Annotated in this window: 12 protein-coding genes and 1 pseudogene; 6 read left to right on the top strand and 7 right to left on the bottom strand. The window is 65.6% G+C overall.

What is annotated here, in order from left to right:
- A pseudogene (gene purU, locus C0R46_RS16935) lies at window positions 1–176 on the top strand (formyltetrahydrofolate deformylase); the annotation flags it as partial.
- 105 nt (window positions 177–281) lie between these two features.
- Here purU and C0R46_RS16930 read toward each other — a convergent pair.
- The 3 genes from C0R46_RS16930 to C0R46_RS16920 form a co-directional block, all read right to left on the bottom strand.
- Window positions 282–659, bottom strand: coding sequence for a response regulator (locus tag C0R46_RS16930; RefSeq protein ID WP_102960839.1), 378 nt, complete (start codon window positions 657–659; stop codon window positions 282–284).
- 17 nt (window positions 660–676) lie between these two features.
- Window positions 677–4600: a CheR family methyltransferase gene (locus C0R46_RS16925; RefSeq protein ID WP_102960838.1), complete on the bottom strand. Its 3924-nt coding sequence runs from the start codon at window positions 4598–4600 to the stop codon at window positions 677–679.
- Window positions 4601–4663: 63 nt separating this feature from the next.
- Window positions 4664–5680 carry a chemotaxis protein CheB gene (locus tag C0R46_RS16920; RefSeq protein ID WP_102960837.1) on the bottom strand — a complete coding sequence of 339 codons (1017 nt, stop codon included), beginning with the start codon at window positions 5678–5680 and terminating at the stop codon, window positions 4664–4666.
- A 370-nt stretch (window positions 5681–6050) separates the two neighbouring features.
- Here C0R46_RS16920 and C0R46_RS16915 point away from each other — a divergent pair, with 370 nt between their 5' ends.
- Entirely contained in the window at window positions 6051–7274 is a 1224-nt protein-coding gene (locus C0R46_RS16915) for a S41 family peptidase (protein WP_245413639.1), read from the top strand.
- A gap of 167 nt (window positions 7275–7441) precedes the next feature.
- Here the strand turns inward: C0R46_RS16915 and C0R46_RS16910 are convergent, their stop codons facing one another.
- The 3 genes from C0R46_RS16910 to C0R46_RS16900 form a co-directional block, all read right to left on the bottom strand.
- The gene (locus C0R46_RS16910; RefSeq protein ID WP_102960835.1) at window positions 7442–8605 is read right to left on the bottom strand and encodes a zinc-dependent alcohol dehydrogenase; all 1164 of its coding nucleotides are present in this window, start codon (window positions 8603–8605) and stop codon (window positions 7442–7444) included.
- Window positions 8606–8616: 11 nt separating this feature from the next.
- Entirely contained in the window at window positions 8617–9126 is a 510-nt protein-coding gene (locus C0R46_RS16905; protein ID WP_102960834.1) for an SRPBCC family protein, read from the bottom strand.
- Window positions 9127–9328: 202 nt separating this feature from the next.
- A complete protein-coding gene (locus C0R46_RS16900; RefSeq protein ID WP_198598387.1) occupies window positions 9329–11155 on the bottom strand; it encodes a PAS domain-containing protein in 1827 nt (608 codons plus the stop codon).
- A 159-nt stretch (window positions 11156–11314) separates the two neighbouring features.
- Between C0R46_RS16900 and C0R46_RS16895 the strand changes: the two genes are divergently transcribed.
- Both C0R46_RS16895 and C0R46_RS16890 read left to right on the top strand, forming a co-directional pair.
- On the top strand, window positions 11315–12490 hold the full coding sequence (locus C0R46_RS16895) for a zinc-dependent alcohol dehydrogenase (protein WP_102960832.1): 1176 nt from the start codon (window positions 11315–11317) through the stop codon (window positions 12488–12490).
- A gap of 12 nt (window positions 12491–12502) precedes the next feature.
- Window positions 12503–13090, top strand: coding sequence for a hypothetical protein (locus C0R46_RS16890; protein ID WP_102960831.1), 588 nt, complete (start codon window positions 12503–12505; stop codon window positions 13088–13090).
- A gap of 234 nt (window positions 13091–13324) precedes the next feature.
- On the opposite strand, the gene speB is transcribed toward C0R46_RS16890, so the two are convergent.
- On the bottom strand, window positions 13325–14269 hold the full coding sequence (gene speB, locus C0R46_RS16885) for an agmatinase (protein WP_102960830.1): 945 nt from the start codon (window positions 14267–14269) through the stop codon (window positions 13325–13327).
- 113 nt (window positions 14270–14382) lie between these two features.
- Here speB and C0R46_RS16880 point away from each other — a divergent pair, with 113 nt between their 5' ends.
- Window positions 14383–15123, top strand: a complete 741-nt coding sequence (locus C0R46_RS16880; protein WP_342586519.1) for an MBL fold metallo-hydrolase — start codon at window positions 14383–14385, stop codon at window positions 15121–15123.
- 96 nt (window positions 15124–15219) lie between these two features.
- Window positions 15220–15963, top strand: coding sequence for an SDR family NAD(P)-dependent oxidoreductase (locus tag C0R46_RS16875; RefSeq protein WP_102960829.1), 744 nt, complete (start codon window positions 15220–15222; stop codon window positions 15961–15963).
- The last annotated feature ends 35 nt before the right edge of the window (window positions 15964–15998 follow it).

The raw sequence follows: 15998 nt of genomic DNA, 5'->3' as shown, positions 1-15998 counted from the left end.
GCGTCACCCATGCGCAGAGCGCGGCGGACTACGTCTCGATCGGCCGGGACGTCGAGGCGCAGGTGCTGGCGCGCGGCATCCACGCCCATATCCAGCACCGCGTCTTCCTGAACAACAACAAGACGGTGGTCTTCCCGGCCTCGCCCGGCGCGCTCGCCTCCGACAGGATGGGATAAGCGCCGGCCGCCGAGGCCATACTGGCTGGCGCCGCCGAGGCCATAAACCTGGCGGACGTATCAGGCCACTGTGACCCGGCTCAAGGCGCCGGGCATCCGGCAGGCTCAGGCGATCTCCGCCTCCGGAGAGACCAGCTTCTCTACCATCGCCACGACCGACTTCGACATGAAGGGCTTTGCCAGACGCGCGGTCTCCCGGTGCTGAGCGGGTAGGGACCAGCCGTCATAGCCCGTGAGGAACATGTAAGGGATACCCCGGCTGCTGAGGCGATCGGCGATCGGATAGGACAGGGTTTCTTCGAGGTTGACGTCGAGAACGGCGGCGTCGAGCGGCTCTTCCGCGAGCATCAAACCGCCTTCGAGGTCGCTGACCGGCCCGACCACCACGGCGCCCTCGTTCTTCAGGGTGCGCTTGAGCTCGGAGGCGATGAAATATTCGTCCTCCACGATCAGGATCCGCTTATCCGCCAGTGTGCCTGTCATAGCCCTTCGTCCTTCGCTCAGCCTGTCGCCTCGGCGGAAGTCGGCAACGGCACGGAGATCGTGCAGCGGACGCCGCCTCCCAGGAACTCCAGCTTTGTCTCGGCCCCAAGCCGATAGGGCAACGCCTCTTCGATCAACTCGCGGCCGAACCCTTCGCGGGTCGGCTCGGGAGGAACAGCAGGAACGCCCTCTTCGATCCAGGTTAAGATGACACGAGGTCCGTTGCTCTCACTCATGTTAACGGTCCAGTTGATCTGGAGCGTGGCACCCGGAACCTTCAACGCGCCGTACTTGACTGCGTTCGTCGTCAGTTCGTGGATGGCAAGGCCGATAGATTCCGCCATCTTCGAGCCGAGAACGACTTCCGGTCCGCTGATGCTCAACTTGCCACCGGTATCCGCTCCGACGCTCAGTAGTTCGTCCCGGATGAGGTCCTCCAGATTAACCGTGCCCTTGGCGCTGCGGGTGACGATCACCTGAGTTCGCGCCAGCGCATCCAGCCGGCCCTTGAAGTGGTCGGCGACCTCTTCGAGGTCGTTTCCCGTATCGACGGTCCGGGCGAAGACGGACCGCACCACCGTCAGCATGTTGCGGACGCGGTGCTGCAACTCGGCGACCAGCACCTCCTGCCGTTTCTGGAGCGAGCGCATCTCGTCGACATCCGTCGAGGTGCCGAGCCATTCGACAATGGCGCCCCGCTGGTCGCGCACCGGCGTCGCTCGCGTGCGGAACCAGCGGTAGCTCCGCTCGACCGCATGGCAGATTCGATACTCCACGTCGAAGCCGCCCTGCTCGGCGGCTTTGGCCCAGGCTGCCCGAGCGACCTCGCGATCATCAGGATGGACGGGCTCAAGCCAGCCTTGACCGTGACTCTCCACCTCGGATTGGCCGGTGTAATCGGTCCATTGCGGGCTTGCCCAGCTCCACTCGCCGCCGTCGGCGGCCCGCCAGACGAGCTGGGGGATGCCACCAATCAGGACCTGCTGCCACCGCTCGGCCTCGCGAAGTGACTCGAACGCATGGCGCAGGTCGGTGATGTCGGTCGCCGCGCCGAACCACTCGACGATCTGCCCGTCCTTGTCCAGGATCGGTACTGCGCGCGAATGGGTCCAGCCGAGTGTGCCATCGACGGTCCGGACACGGTGTTCGAATTCGAACATCGTCTTGCCGGCGATCGCCTCGTCGATCGCTGCGCGCACGGCGTCGCGATCCTCCACGGCGATATAGGTCTGCATCCAGTCGGTGGAGGGGGCTCCGGTGTCGCGGATGAACCCGCGGCCGTCGAGGACGCGCATTTGGGTCCAGTCCGGAGACATGCGGTAGATCGCATCGCCACTTGCCGTGAGAAAGGCGCGAGCCCGTTCCTCGCTGTCGCGGAGTGCTTCCTCCGCGCGATAGAGATCGGAGAGATCGGTGAAGGTGACAACGGCGCCGCTGATATAGTTCTCGACGCTTCGGTAGGGCAGCACGCGTGCGGCGAAGTTGCGCCCGTTCGCGATATCGGCGACCTGACGCTCGACCGGCACCAGCGTCTTCAGCACGCGGCGGACATCGTCCTGAAGCTCGGGATATACGACCCGCGACACGACGTGGTCGAGGGGGCGCCCGACATCGGTCTCGAGCAGGTGAAACACGTCGGTTGCGGCCGGCGTGAAGTTGCGCACACGCAGGTCATTGTCGAGGAAGACGGTCGCGATCTGCGTCGATTCCAGCAGGTTCTTGAGGTCCGAATTGGTCCGGCCGAGTTCGGACACGCGATGGGCGAGCTCGCCGTTGACGGTCTGCAGTTCCTCGTTGACTGATTGCAGCTCCTCCTTCGAGGTTTCCATTTCCTCGTTGGCGGATTGCAGCTCCTCGTTGATCGACTGGTATTCCTCATTCGAGGATTTCAGCTCCTCGTTGGTCGATTCCAGCTCCTCGATCGTCGCCTGGAGGCGGTCGCGGGTGACACGGAGCTCCGCCTCGAGCCGTTGGACATGCTCGTCGGTCGTGAGCCTGCCATCGTCGGGGCTGCCGCCTTCCGCCACAGGCCCGAGGTCTTGGAACACCACCACCAGCGAGCTGACATCGTTGCTGGATAGCGGCTCGACGAAGACGTTGACGCCGAAAGCATGATCGTCCTGCCGGACCGTCAGTCTCGGAATATCGACGCGCCGACCCTCGGCAACGGCACGCTGAAGTGCTGAACGGACATCGAGCCGCAGGTCGCGATGGACGAGGTTCGGCAGGCTCAGCGTCGCGGCCCCGGCGCTCGGCTCCAGATAGCGGCCGGTGCGCCCGGAAAAGTGCAGGATGTCGCCATGCGCATCGACGATGACATAGGCCGGGGCGTATCGTTCGGCGATCGTTTCCGCCTGGCGGCTGACCGACGCCGGCAGACGGCTGGCATAAAGGGCTGAGGACGGCGGTGTGATCTGTAGCTCGCCGATGCGCGAGCGCGGCGTCAACGGGAAGTCGGGGATGATCCGGATCGCCGTGTCCAGCCGCCGGAAAACGCGGCTCTTTCGGTCGATCGGGGCGAACAGCTTCTGATGGCGAGAGACATTCTCGGACGAGCCGAGAAACAGAACGGCTTCGGGTCTCAGCGAGAAGTGGAAGATCGGGATGACGCGGTTCTGAAGTTCGGCATTCAGGTAAATCAGCAGATTGCGGCAGGAGAGGATGTCGATCCGGGAGAACGGCGCGTCCTTGACGATGTTGTGCGGCGAGAAGATGCACATCTCGCGCAGCTCCTTCGACACGCAATAGGTGTCGCCTTCGCGCAGGAACCATCGCTCCAGCCGGTCCGGCCGGATGTGGTTCGCGATGGTGTCGGAATAGCGCCCGGCGCGGGCGAGGCTGAGCGCGCGCGCATCCAGATCGGTGGCGAAGATCTGCACCTCGGGCGGATGGTCTAGCGTCGCCATGTGCTCGCGGAGCAGGATGGCGATCGAATAGGCCTCCTCGCCTGTCGCGCAGCCGAGCACCCATACGCGGAAATGATCGTCGGGCCCCTTGTTCTCGAACAGGCGCGGCAGCTCGCGTTCGAGTACCTCGAACTCGGCCGGATCGCGGAAGAACTGGGTGACGCCGATCAAGAGGTCCTGGAAGAGGTGCTGCACCTCCTCGCGGTCGGCGCGCAGCCGTCCGATATAGGCGTCGATGCCGCCGTCGATCTGCATGACCTGCATGCGCCGCCTGATCCGGCGGACGAAGGTGCCCCGCTTGTAGCCGTGGAAATCGTGGCTCGTGACGTTGCGCAGGATCGTCGCGATTTGGGTGACACCGACCTCCAGCTCGCCGCTGTCCTCCTCTTGTTCCTGCTCCTGCAGCACGGGCCGGAGATTGCGAATGTAGCGCTTGATCTCGTCGGCGATGCGTTCGACGGGCAGATGAAGGTCGGCCACCGCGCCCGGGTCAGATCCGCCCTGCAGGCCAAGATCCACATCCGTTTGCTCGGCGATCGACAGGCCGCCATACTTCTTGGTCGCCACGATCCCGGCGGCCCCTTCGGAGCCAAGTCCGGAGAGAAGCACGACCACGGTTCGCTCATGCGCATGCTCGGCAAGCGAGATCAGCAGCGAATCGAAGGCGCCGCGATGACCGACCGGGCCGGCGGCCGGCCGGGTCCGGATATGCCCATCCTCGATCGTGATCATGTCGTCGGGCGCGCCGACATAAATATGGTCGGCCTCCAAACGGTCTCCGTTGGCCGCAAGCTTCACCGGAAGCCTGGAATCGCGCCCCAGTGCCTCCACGACCGCGCCGACATCAAGCCCGTCCTTCTGCCGGACGGCGATCAGATAGGCCGCATCCCCTTCCGGCAAAGTGCTCGAAAACAGCTCGACGAGCGACGGGAAGGACGCCGCGCAGACGCCGATTCCGACCACGCCGAGCGGCGCGTCGGCATCCTGCGTGATCGTCTCGATGCCTGCGTCTTGGCTCTGCTCGTCGTCCGCCATTGCTCGTCCATGTCGTGTCTTCGAGGCAGCCTAGCCGCTTGTGCTGACGCGCAGAAGTCTCGCTCAGAGATCTTGTATCCGCCGCGTGCCCATGCGCAGCGAGGACACCGCCGCGTCCCGCAGCGTCGTGGCATATCGCTGATACTCCTTGGCCCGGCTCTCGTAGAGGTCGGCCACGGCGCTCCGCCCACTTTCCCTTGCGTCGCGCGCCATCCGCTCGACGAGCGTCACCCGCTCCTCCATGATCCGCATCGCCACCCGGATCGCCTCGTCCACGTCGTCGATCCGCGATGCCAGGAATTCCGCGGTGAAGCCGTGCCCGATCTGGCATCGGTAGCGCAGCGGGCGCGAGCCCCGGACTTCCGACAGGACGCCGTTGCAGTCAGGGCAGGACAGCGCGCTCGGCTGAGCCAGCTCGAGCAGATGGGCACTGCCGAGGCGGGCTCCTGCGGCGATCTCGACCTCGAGGCGCAGGGTATCGCTCGGCGGCTGGGATGGCCCGGCGTCCGACCGGATGACCTCCGCCAGCGTGCCGGCAAGATCGTCTGCCGAGGCCACATAGTCGACATGGGTGGCCTCCAGTGCGGCAAGCGGCATTTCGTCCGCCTCGGCATCGAGGGGATGCTGCACCACGGTCGTACCGCCGCATGCCTTGATCGCCGAGAGACCCGATGCGCCGTCGTTCAGCAAGCCGGTCAGGACGACGCCGACGGCGCGCGATCCAAATGCGAGCGCCGCCGAACGGAACAGCGGATCGATCGCCGGACGCGCCATGTTCTCGCGCGGGCCAAGGCCGAGCCGGATCGTCTCTCCCGTCACCAGGAGGTGCCGGTCGGGAGCGGCCACATAGATGCAGCCGCGTTCGATCGGCTGACCGTCGATCGCCTGAGAAACGGGCAGATGCGCATTCGACGAGAGGATGTCGGAGAGAAAGTTCGCCCCGCTGGGCGGGATATGCGTACTGACGAAGATGCTCGCCTCCAGATCGCCGGGCAGGGCGGCGACGAGCTTCTTCAGGACGGCGCCGCTACCGGTCGAGCCGCCGATCGCTATGATGTCCCTCTTCGCCGCCATTGCCATGCAACCGTCCTTCGTTGTTGCGCTCGACAGCGCCCGGCCGGTTCAGGTGACGGGTTGAACGCTCTTTGGGATAGATAGGGTCGCGAAGCAGCCGAAGCGACTGCCGGATGGCCTCGACGCTCTGCTCTTGCGCCTCGCGGCTGATAGCCACCAGACGCGCAGCACGCGACGCGGGGACAGGACTTGGAAACTTGATCATCGGGATCGGCAGCATGGATGATAAAATGCGCGCGCTGCAATAACCTGGGTGAAGAAGGACAACTGTTGCAGCCGCGCAACCGGGAGGCTCCGTTCTGCCGGTGGCGTCGATCCAGGGGCGCGGCGCGGATGCGCGACGTCCCGCCGGTCGGCAAGGTCGGCGGAGAGTGAATTGCATCACGACACAGACGACGTTCAGCTTCGGGAAGCCGTCGCATTGCCCCGTCAGTGCGGCCAGCCTTCGGGGATGCAGCGCCCGACAGGCTCGCACCAGGGGGTACGCCGCGACCCCATAAAGAACGGAGGCTGCCTCGCTTCCTCCGCAGACGGTCATACGTGGACATCGAGCGATGCCGCTGGCCCTCTCCGAACGCCGGCATTATTGTTGCGGGAGCCAGCCAAGGAGCTAGAGATGCGCCATCGTCATTTCACTCTTGCAGCCGCATTGGGCTTTTTGGTCCTCGGCACTGTCGCGGCACCTTCTGCTTCAAGGGCTGAGCTTTCCGCGGAGAGTCCGAAGCCTGCACCGCTCGCCCGTGACACCATCAGGAAGGTACTGGACGGCATCGCAGCCGAGCTGCGAGCCGGGTACGTGTTCCCCGATTTGGGACGGCGGGCTGCGGATGCGCTTCAGGGCGACCTGGAGGCCGATACCTATGCGAGGGTCGCTGATCCCGCCGATTTCGCTCGGCAGCTGACCGAACGGCTGCAGTCACTGACCAGCGACAGCCATGTGAGGGTGATTCATGGCGATCCCTTCGCGAACCGGCCCAAGCCGCCACAGGGGGCTCGCTTCGAGGTGAAGCGGCTGGACGGCAACGTCGGCTACATTCACATCCCGAGCTTTTCTCCGCCCGAAGAGTTCAAGACAGCCGCGGACGAGGCCATGCGCGGCGTCGCGGACACGGCCGCGCTCATTGTCGACATGCGCGACAACGGCGGCGGCCATCCGGCTTCCGTCGCCTATCTCGCCAGCTTCTTCCTCGATCCAAGCCGGCGGGTCCACATCAACGACCTGATCTGGCGCAATCGCGGAACGACGAGCTTCCGGACGGAATCCTTCTGGAGTTCGCCCACGCCGCTCAGCTACCTCGGCAAGCCGGTCTACGTGCTGGTCGGGCCGAAGACCTATTCGGCAGGCGAGGAGTTCGCCTACGATCTCCAGGCGCTGAAGCGTGCCACCGTCGTCGGCGAGACAACGCGCGGTGGTGCGAACCCGGGCGGGCTCAGCGAGCTCGCGGCAGACTTCTTCGTCGTCGTGCCGACCGGACGGGCTGAAAATCCCACCACCGGCCGCAATTGGGGCGGCGTTGGCGTACACCCCGACGTGCCTGCCACCGCCGAGACGACGCAAGAGGCAGCCCTCGAACTCGCGAAGCGCAACAGCAGGTCATAGCTTGGCGTGTCCGCTCTGCGTGACGCCTCGAAGGCTCGTCCGTATCGGCCTGACGCCGCCTTGAAGCGGACCGGTCGAAACCTCCCGTCCGGGCGCAGAGCGCGTGGCGTGCGGGAGATAGGCCGCACCGACCCGACGCTGGTTCTATGCCGCCGCTGGCGCAGCGCTCATTGCACGAACACGGCGCGCAGACAGCCGTCATCCTTGTGCTTGAACATGTGATAGCCGGTCGGGCTGTCCTCCAGGGAGAAGCGGTGCGTGGCCAGGGCCGCGGGCGTTAACTCCCCTCGCTGAGCGTGCTCAAGCAGGCGGGGAACATAGGCTTGGCCGTGCTGCTGGGCGGTTCTGACCGTGACGCCTTTGTTCATCAGCAGCCCCAGCGGGAACTTGTCCATCAGGCCGTAGACGCCGAGGATCGACAGCGTACCGCCCTTGCGCACCGCCAGCATCGCCTGCCGCAGGGCGGCTCCGCGATCCGTCTCTAGGTAGAGAGCCTGCTTGACCCTGTCATAGGCGTGCTGAAGTCCGGTCCCGTCCGCTTCCATGCCGACGGCGTCGATGCATGAGTCGGGGCCGCGTCCGCCTGTCAGCTCGTTCAGCGCCTCGATGACTTCCACCTTGGTATAGTCGAGCGGGATCGCGCCGAAGGCCTCGGCTTGCGCGAGCCGCTCGGGATATCGGTCAATGGCGATGACCCGTTCGGCGCCGAGGATCATGGCGCTCTGCTGCGCCATCAGACCAACGCCGCCGCAGCCCCAGACGGCGACCACGTCGCCTCGATGGATGTTGCAGAAATCCGCACCCATGAAGCCGGTCGGCGCGGCATCGGAGATGAACAGGGCCGCTTCATCGGAAACGCCGTCGGGCACCTTGAAGCAGTCGGTGTCGGCGAAGGGCACGCGAACATATTCCGCATGCGCGCCGGCATAGCCGCCGAAGGCATGCGAATAGGCATAGATGCCAGCCGTCGGATAGCCGAGCAACGGCTCCTGCAATTCCGGTTTGGGATGGGTGGTGTCGCAGAGCGAGTAGAGGTCGTGCTGGCAGTACCAGCATTTGCCGCAGGATATGAAGGACGGGACGACCACGCGATCGCCCTTCTTCACCTTGGACACGCCGCGGCCCACATCGACGATCTCGCCCATGAATTCGTGACCTAGGACATCGCCCGCCTGCATCGTCGGAATGAGACCGTCGATCAGGTGCAGGTCCGAACCGCACGTGGTCGACAGACGGACTTTGAGGATCACGTCGTTCGGGTTGAGGATTTCGGGGTCGGCGACGGTTTCGACCCGAAGGTCGTTGATGCCGTTCCAGCAGAGCGCGCGCATGACGATATCTCCTAGCGGTCTGCACCGCCCTTGCGGGCGGCTGGCTGAGGGTCGGTCGTGGGAATTTCGCCGGTCAGGGCCAGGGCGCGGAATCGATAGAGCGCGGTGCGCACGATCTCGCGCGGGGCGATGTGGAAGAGCTTGCTCAAGGCCTCCCCGATCGCGCCCCCTGGCGGATCGAAGCGGACGTCGAGGTGCAGTTCCGTCCCGCGGTCGCCCGGAGCGGGTCGGAACGTCAGCACACCGGCATTTGGCACGTCGGCGCCGTCTCCGCTGGCCCAGCGCACCACATCCGGCTCGCTGTCCGTCATCTCCGTTCGCCAGCGATATTCGCCGCCCGCGGGCCCATGCGCGATCCATTCCGCGGTCCGATCCGCCACTTGCGTGACCTCGGCGAAATGCGCCCATATCCGGGACTGGGTTTGCGGTTGCAGCCAAAGCGCCCGAAGCTCGGGAGCGGGCTGGCCTATCGTTATGGAAGCAGCGGTTGCCGCATCTGTCTCGGGTTCGGCGGTGCTCATGATCCACCTCGACTTCTGGTTCGACGCCTTTCTGGGGCAGCTGCAGAGGTCTGATCGAACTCCTGCCGCTCGCCTGAAGGCGCCTCTTCGTGCTCCGGCATCCGCCGGCCTGAAATGTCTCGGGCGTCGGCGACCTTTGCGGACGCTGCCGATCAGAAGTGTCATTACGGTCTCACGGACCGAGCGGGCACCCGTAGGATCCCTAGGTAGACTTCCACTTCGCCGTGCCGTCCTGGGGTGATGGTGCGATCCCCGCCGCAAGCGCGATCTGAAGAATCTCGGTCAGGCTTCCCGCATTGAGGCGGTTCATCACCTGCGAGCGGTGGAGTTCGACGGTGCGCGGACTGATGCCGAGCTTCTGTGCGATGATCTTGTTGGTGCCACCGTCGACCAGGCCGATCAGAACCTCGCGTTCCCGCGGCGTCAGGCGGGCGATGCGGGCGCCGGCGTTCTCATCATGCGTCGTCGGGCGAACCGCGCCCTCACACTCCGCGATCGCGTTCGCGAGCGTCGCAGGGAGCAAGGCCTCATCATCGCAGATGACGTAGTCGACGGCCCCGGCTTTCATCACGGCGACGGCGGTGGTGACCTCGGCGCCCGACGTGTCCAGCGCGAGGGTCGGCAAGGTGATCGACCTTGCCTTGAGCTCTCGCAGGATAGACAGCCCGTCATCCGCCCCGGTGCGCAGATCGGTGACGACGCAGCCCGTCGCCAGCACCGCGGCTATGTTCAGGAAGGCGGTGGCACTCTCAAAGATGCGCACCCGATAACCGAGCCCTCGAACCACATTGGCCAGCCTTCGCGCCTCTGCCGCCTTGCCGCTGACGATGTAGACGTGACGGATATCCCCCTTTGTCAGCTCTTCGACGATACCGCCGATCCGGGTTACCGCGCCGCTATCGTCAAGGATCGGGAAGCTGGTGTCACGGAGCCATCGGATCGATCCGTCGCCTGGCCGGATGAGCCGATACTCGAATTGTGCGACCTCACCCGCCGCCACGGCGGCGAGAGCATGCTCGACCTGCTGGCGATCATCGGGGTGAACATCCTTGATCCATTCGGAAAGGTCGTCGGCCGCGTCCTCGATCGGGATGCCCCAGATCCTCTCGAAAGCGGCACTCCGATAGGTGATCGTGTGCGCCGCCGGGTCGCCGATCCAGATCAGATTGCTGCTGTTGGCGGCAAAGCTGCTGAACTGCGCCTCGTTCGCCCGGATCGCCGCTTCCGCCCGGCGCTGCGCCGTCACATCGATGGCGGCCCCGATGAAGTCGACCGGGCGTCCCTGCGCGAAGGTGGTTCGCCCGGCGGTGGCGATATGGCGCGTGACGCCGTCGTCGCGTCCGCGCACGCGGTACTCCACACTGTAGCGCCCGTCGCCGGCGGGATCGATACAGGCTGCGATGGCTTGGCGGACGCGGGGGAGATCATCCGGGTGAATGCCGGCCTCGTAGACGTTCATGTCGACGGGAGCGTCGGCTGGCAGACCCCACATCCTGCGCAGGCGCTCGTCCCAATCGAGCGCGCCTGTGATCGGATCCCATGAGTAGATCCCGATCCCGACCAACTCGGTCGCTGCGCGCAGGCGCGCCTCGCTCCGGCGCAAGGCCTCCTCGATCGCCCGGCGTTCGCTGGTATCGCGAGACACGCCGACCACGATCTCGACGCAACCATCCTCGCCAAAGACCGGCCCCCAGAGATAGCTGAAATGCGCGGCACGCCCGGTCGGGCTGCGAAAGAAGACCTCGTCCTCGATCGTGACGCCATCCTCGAAGATCCGGTCGATGTGGCCGCTGAGGCGTTCGTCGAGATCGGTCGGATAGTCCAGATCGGCGAACGTCTTGCCCAGCATCTGTGCGGAGGAAAGCCCGAACAGGGCCAGCATCGCGGGATTTGCATAAGCGAAGCGCCGTTGGCGATCGAAGGCGTAGACGTAGTCCGGGATCGAGGAGAGGTTCGCTTCGAGAAAGCGAGCCCGGCTGATGTGCGCAGCGGCGATGGAAGCCGTGTCGGTGAGGTTCGCAGTGGCCAAGGGTCGTGACTCCCTCTGTTGTCTTGACGTCAGCTCTCGCCGGCCAAGCCGACAGAGCAGCAAGAATCCACTACCTCGGGATGTTCCGTAGGAATCGTCCGAATGCGCGCGCGGAGCCTGAGAACTTAAGTGGCCGGACACTCAACTGAGGAGACCGGCATGAAAGCGCTCGTCTGGCACGGCAAGGAGGACATCCGTTGCGACACGGTGACCGACCCTTCGATCGAGGGTCCCCGCGATGCGATCATCAAAGTCACGAGTTGCGCGATCTGCGGCTCTGATCTCCACCTCTTCCACAACCTCGTTCCCGCGATGCTGCCCGGCGACATCATGGGCCACGAAACGATGGGCGAAGTCGTGGAGGTTGGAAGCGCGGCGAAGAGCAAGCTCAAGAAGGGCGACCGGGTCGTCATCCCCTTCACCATCCAATGCGGCGAGTGCGACCAGTGCCGGCGGGGCAACTTCTCGGTCTGCCAGCGGAGCAACCGCAAGGGCGAACTGGGCGACAAGGCCTTTGGGCACCGGACGGCGGGCCTCTTCGGCTACACCCACCTGACCGGCGGCTATCCGGGCGGCCAGGCGGAGTACCTCCGGGTGCCCTTCGCCGACACCACGCATGTCAAGGTGCCGGACGGTATCGACGACGAGAAGCTTCTGTTCCTTTCCGACATTCTGCCGACCGGCTGGCAGGCCGCGGTGCAGGCGGACATCCAGCCCGGCGACACGGTCGCCGTCTGGGGCTGCGGGCCCGTCGGCCAGATGACGATCCGCTCCGCCATTCTCCTCGGCGCCGAGCAGGTGATCGCCATCGACTGCCTGCCCGAACGGCTCTCCATGGCAGCCGCGGCTGGCGCCATCACCATCAACTTCGAGGAGGAAAGCGTCGTCAGCCGGCTCAACGAGCTCACCGGCGGGGAGGGTCCACACAAATGCATCGACGCGGTCGGCACCGAGAGCCATGTCAGCTTCGGCCAGCCCGATACCGTGGTTGACCGCGCCAAGCAGATGCTGATGGCGGAAAACGATCGGCCGCACGTGCTGCGCGAGATGATCTATGTCTGCCGGCCGGCCGGCGTCATTTCGATCATCGGCGTCTATCTTGGCCTCGTCGACAAAATCCCGATGGGACAGGCGATGAACAAGGGCCTGACCTTCCGCATGGCGCAGGCCCACGTCCCGCGCTGGACGGGCGACCTCCTCCGCCGGATCGAGGACGGCCAAATCGACCCCTCCTTCGTGATCACGCACAAGGCCGATCTCTCTCAGGGCCCCGAGATGTACGCCAAGTTCCGCGACAAGGCGGACGGCTGCATCAAGGTCATGCTCCAACCGTAAAGGATGCACTCCATGCCACTCACCAATCTCAGCGGTGTCGCCCGTTCCGAGGGTGATCCTCGCGTGCGACGCAAGGGTCCGAGTTCCATGTCGGGTGCCGACAGGCTGGCGCGCGCGCTCGGCTGGTTCTCGATCGGACTTGGCGTCGTCGAACTCGTGGCACCCGGGCGCGTTGCCCGGACCCTCGGGCTCGAGGGTAGCGAAGGCTTGATCCGCGCCTATGGTGCGCGCGAGCTTGCCAGTGCCATTCCGACCCTTTCCATCGACAAGCCGGTCGGCTTGGCGGCGCGGATTGCCGGAGATGCCCTCGATCTCGGTACGCTCTCGACGGCCCTTCATCGCGGCAATCCGAAGCGGGACAACGCATTGATTGCGACCGCTCTCGTCATCGGGGTCACCTTGCTCGACCTGACCGCCTATGCGGGCGTCAAGGCAACACACCGCCGCAGACCGGGCTCCAACCGGGACTATTCGGACCGGGTCGGCCTGCCACGCGGCCCGCAGGAGTCGCGCGGCCTCGCTCGCAAGGACTTCCAGATCCCGCCGGACTATCGGGCCGAGGGCATGGTCGCCGACGCGATTCCGGCACAAGCGTCCTGAACCGGATGGCTCGGCTCGCCGGCCTCCGCCACGGCGCTGGCGAATGCCTTTCAGGGCTGACGTCATCGCCTGCGTCACGAGGGCGCGGCAGCGGCCGAAGTCGTTGGCGCAGCGAGCGACGAAGGTCGGCGAGAGCTATTCCCGCTCTCCCGGCATCAGACGCGACACGAGGGACAGCGGCACGGGGCCGATGTCCCTCATGGTGTCGAGGTGAAATGCCGGGGCCGGCACCGCTCAGTAGCGCACGCCCGGCAGGACGCAGAGCATCTCATAGAGGAGGTTGGCGCCGATCAGCGCCGTGTTGCCGCTGGGGTCATAGGGCGGCGACACTTCCACGAGGTCGCCGCCGACGATCCGCAAGCCCCGGCAGCCGCGGACGATCTCCAGAGCCTGCCAGGTCGTCAGGCCCCCGATCTCGGCCGTGCCCGTTCCCGGCGCGAAGGCCGGATCCAGCGAGTCGATGTCATAGGAAAGATAAACAGGCCTGTCCGGTCCGATCCGCTCCCGGATCTCGTCCATCACGGGCCGCATCGACTTGTACCAGCAGTCTTCCGCGGGGATCACGGTGAAGCCCTTCGACCGCGACCAGTTGAAATCCTCCGGCGAGTAGCCGGTGCCACGCAGGCCGATCTGGAAGACGTGGGCGGCGTCGAGGCAGCCGTCCTCGAAGGCACGGCGGAAGGGCGTGCCATGCGCGATCTTCTCGCCGAACATCTCGTCGTTGATGTCGGCATGGGCATCGACATGGATCAGCGCCACCGGGCCATGACGCTTGGCCATCGCGCGCAGGATCGGATAGGTCAGCGTATGGTCGCCGCCGAGCGTCAGCGGCACGCAGTTCTCGGCGAGGATCGCGTCGTAGGCCGCCTCGATTAGCCCGACCGTCTTCTTCAGGTCGAACGTGTTGATCGCGACATCGCCGATATCGGCGACCTGCAGGCTCTCGAAGGGCCGCGCGCCGGTGCCGAGATTGAACGGGCGCAGCATGCAGGACTCCGCCCGGATCTGGCGCGGCCCGTGCCGCGTGCCTGAACGGTTCGAGGCCCCGATATCCATCGGCACGCCGACGAAGCAGGCATCGAGACCACTCGCATCGGGCGCGGCGGGCAGGCGCATCATCGTCGTCGGGCCGCCGAAGCGGGGCATGTCGTTGCCGCCGAGCGGCTGATTGAACTCCATTGTCGTCACGTCGCGCCGCCTGCTCCTGAATGTCCGGAAAAACTCAGGACGAGACTAGGCCGGTGCGGCGCGATAGGCCAGTCTGGAAGCAATAACAAACGGTTGGAATGATCATGACGCTTCCTCTCATTGCCGCCGAACGCTGGTACGAGACGATCCCTTTCGGCGAAGGGGTGACGCTGCTCTGCGAGCCCTGGATGCCGCCGTCCATCCGGTGCAACATGTGGATCATCGAAGGCCGCGAGCGCATCCTCCTCATCGATGCGGGCCTCGGAGCGGTGCCGATGCGCCGTCACGTACCGGTGCTGAACGGCGGCAAGCCGGTGACGCTGCTTCTCAGCCATACGCATTTTGATCATATCGGCATGGCGGCGGAATTCGATGATCGGCTCGCCCATCCGATCGAAGCCGCGATCCTGTCCAATCCCACGAACGATGCGACGTTGGCCCAAAGCTATCTCGCGGCGGGTCAGGAGGCCGAGCTGTTCTGGGGTCTGCCGCCGGGCTGGGACGGCGCCGCCTACGGCATCGCCCCCGCGCCGGCCACCGGCTTCGTCGCCGACGGCGACCGGATCGACCTCGGCGGCCGCCTTCTGACGGTGTTGCACACGCCCGGCCATTCGCCCGGGCATGTCGCCCTGTTCGAGGAGGGAAGCGGCACTTTGTTTCCGCAGGACGCCGTCTATGACGGCCGCCTCCTGGACGCACTGCCCGGTTCGGACGTGGCGGAGTACGTGTGCACGATGCGGCGCCTGCGCGATCTCGAACCGAAGGTCGTCCATCCCGGCCATTTCGGCTCGTTCGGTCTGACGCGCTACCGCCAGATCATCGACGGCTATCTCGCCGCTCACTGAAGTGGCGCAAGTTATTTTGGAGTTGACTATAAGATATGCTTTTGTAGGCTGACTGCCGCGGCGACCGGATCGTCGAAATCGAACGGCGAAACGGCTATGGAATACAACGGCCTCACGGCCCTGGTCACCGGGGCAGGCAGCGGCATCGGGCGGGCAACGGCGCGCCGCCTTGCGGCCGGCGGTGCGCGGGTCATCGTGCAGGACATCGCTGAAGACGGTGCGGCCGCAACGGTCGCCGCCATCCAAGCCGACGGCGGCAAGGCGGTGGCCTGCATCTGTACCGTGGCCGACGAGACTGCCCTGCGTGGTGCGGTAGATCGCGCCGGCGGGACGGTGGCCATTCTCGTCAACAATGCCGGCGTGCCCGGCTACAATGCGGTGCTGGAGGCGATCGACTACGAAGCCTATCGTCGCCTCTTCGACGTGCATGTCTGGGGAACCATCGCGGCGACACGTGCCGTGCTGACCGGCATGAAGGCGGCGCGGTTCGGGCGCATCGTCAACATCGCGTCGAACCGCGGGCAGGTCGGCTTCGAGGCATCGAGTCATTACGGCGCGGCCAAGGCGGCCGTAACGGGGCTGGCGAAATCCTGGGCGCGCGAGCTGGCGCCGTTCGGAATCCTCGTGAACGCCATGGCGCCGGGCGTCGTGCGGACCGGCATGACGCTCGGCTACGGCGAGGACAGCATCGCGGCGGAAGCTGAGCTCAATCTCGTAAAGCGCTGGGCGGAACCCGAGGAGATGGCCGAGTGGATCGCCTTCCTCGTCGGACCGAAGGGCAGCTACATGACGGGCCAGCTGCTGTGCCCGAACGGCGGCGATCCGATCGTCGGCATTTGAGGCCGGGGCGGGGATGCGGCAGAGACAGGCAACGG

Origin of the sequence: Mangrovicella endophytica, from assembly GCF_002893625.1 — a bacterium.
GTDB classification, from domain to species: domain Bacteria; phylum Pseudomonadota; class Alphaproteobacteria; order Rhizobiales; family Rhizobiaceae; genus Mangrovicella; species Mangrovicella endophytica.
Note: the sequence above shows the minus strand (reverse complement) of the source record. Positions and strands in the feature narration are given on the sequence as shown.

Bases quoted from the DNA above. Each gene is read 5' to 3' on its own strand.
- C0R46_RS16930 (WP_102960839.1), bottom strand. From the start codon at position 659: ATGACAGGCACACTGGCGGATAAGCGGATCCTGATCGTGGAGGACGAA.
- C0R46_RS16925 (WP_102960838.1), bottom strand. From the start codon at position 4,600: ATGGCGGACGACGAGCAGAGCCAAGACGCAGGCATCGAGACGATCACG.
- C0R46_RS16920 (WP_102960837.1), bottom strand. From the start codon at position 5,680: ATGGCAATGGCGGCGAAGAGGGACATCATAGCGATCGGCGGCTCGACC.
- C0R46_RS16910 (WP_102960835.1), bottom strand. From the start codon at position 8,605: ATGCGCGCGCTCTGCTGGAACGGCATCAACGACCTTCGGGTCGAAACC.
- C0R46_RS16905 (WP_102960834.1), bottom strand. From the start codon at position 9,126: ATGAGCACCGCCGAACCCGAGACAGATGCGGCAACCGCTGCTTCCATA.
- C0R46_RS16895 (WP_102960832.1), top strand. From the start codon at position 11,315: ATGAAAGCGCTCGTCTGGCACGGCAAGGAGGACATCCGTTGCGACACG.
- C0R46_RS16890 (WP_102960831.1), top strand. From the start codon at position 12,503: ATGCCACTCACCAATCTCAGCGGTGTCGCCCGTTCCGAGGGTGATCCT.
- speB (WP_102960830.1), bottom strand. From the start codon at position 14,269: ATGGAGTTCAATCAGCCGCTCGGCGGCAACGACATGCCCCGCTTCGGC.
- C0R46_RS16880 (WP_342586519.1), top strand. From the start codon at position 14,383: ATGACGCTTCCTCTCATTGCCGCCGAACGCTGGTACGAGACGATCCCT.
- C0R46_RS16875 (WP_102960829.1), top strand. From the start codon at position 15,220: ATGGAATACAACGGCCTCACGGCCCTGGTCACCGGGGCAGGCAGCGGC.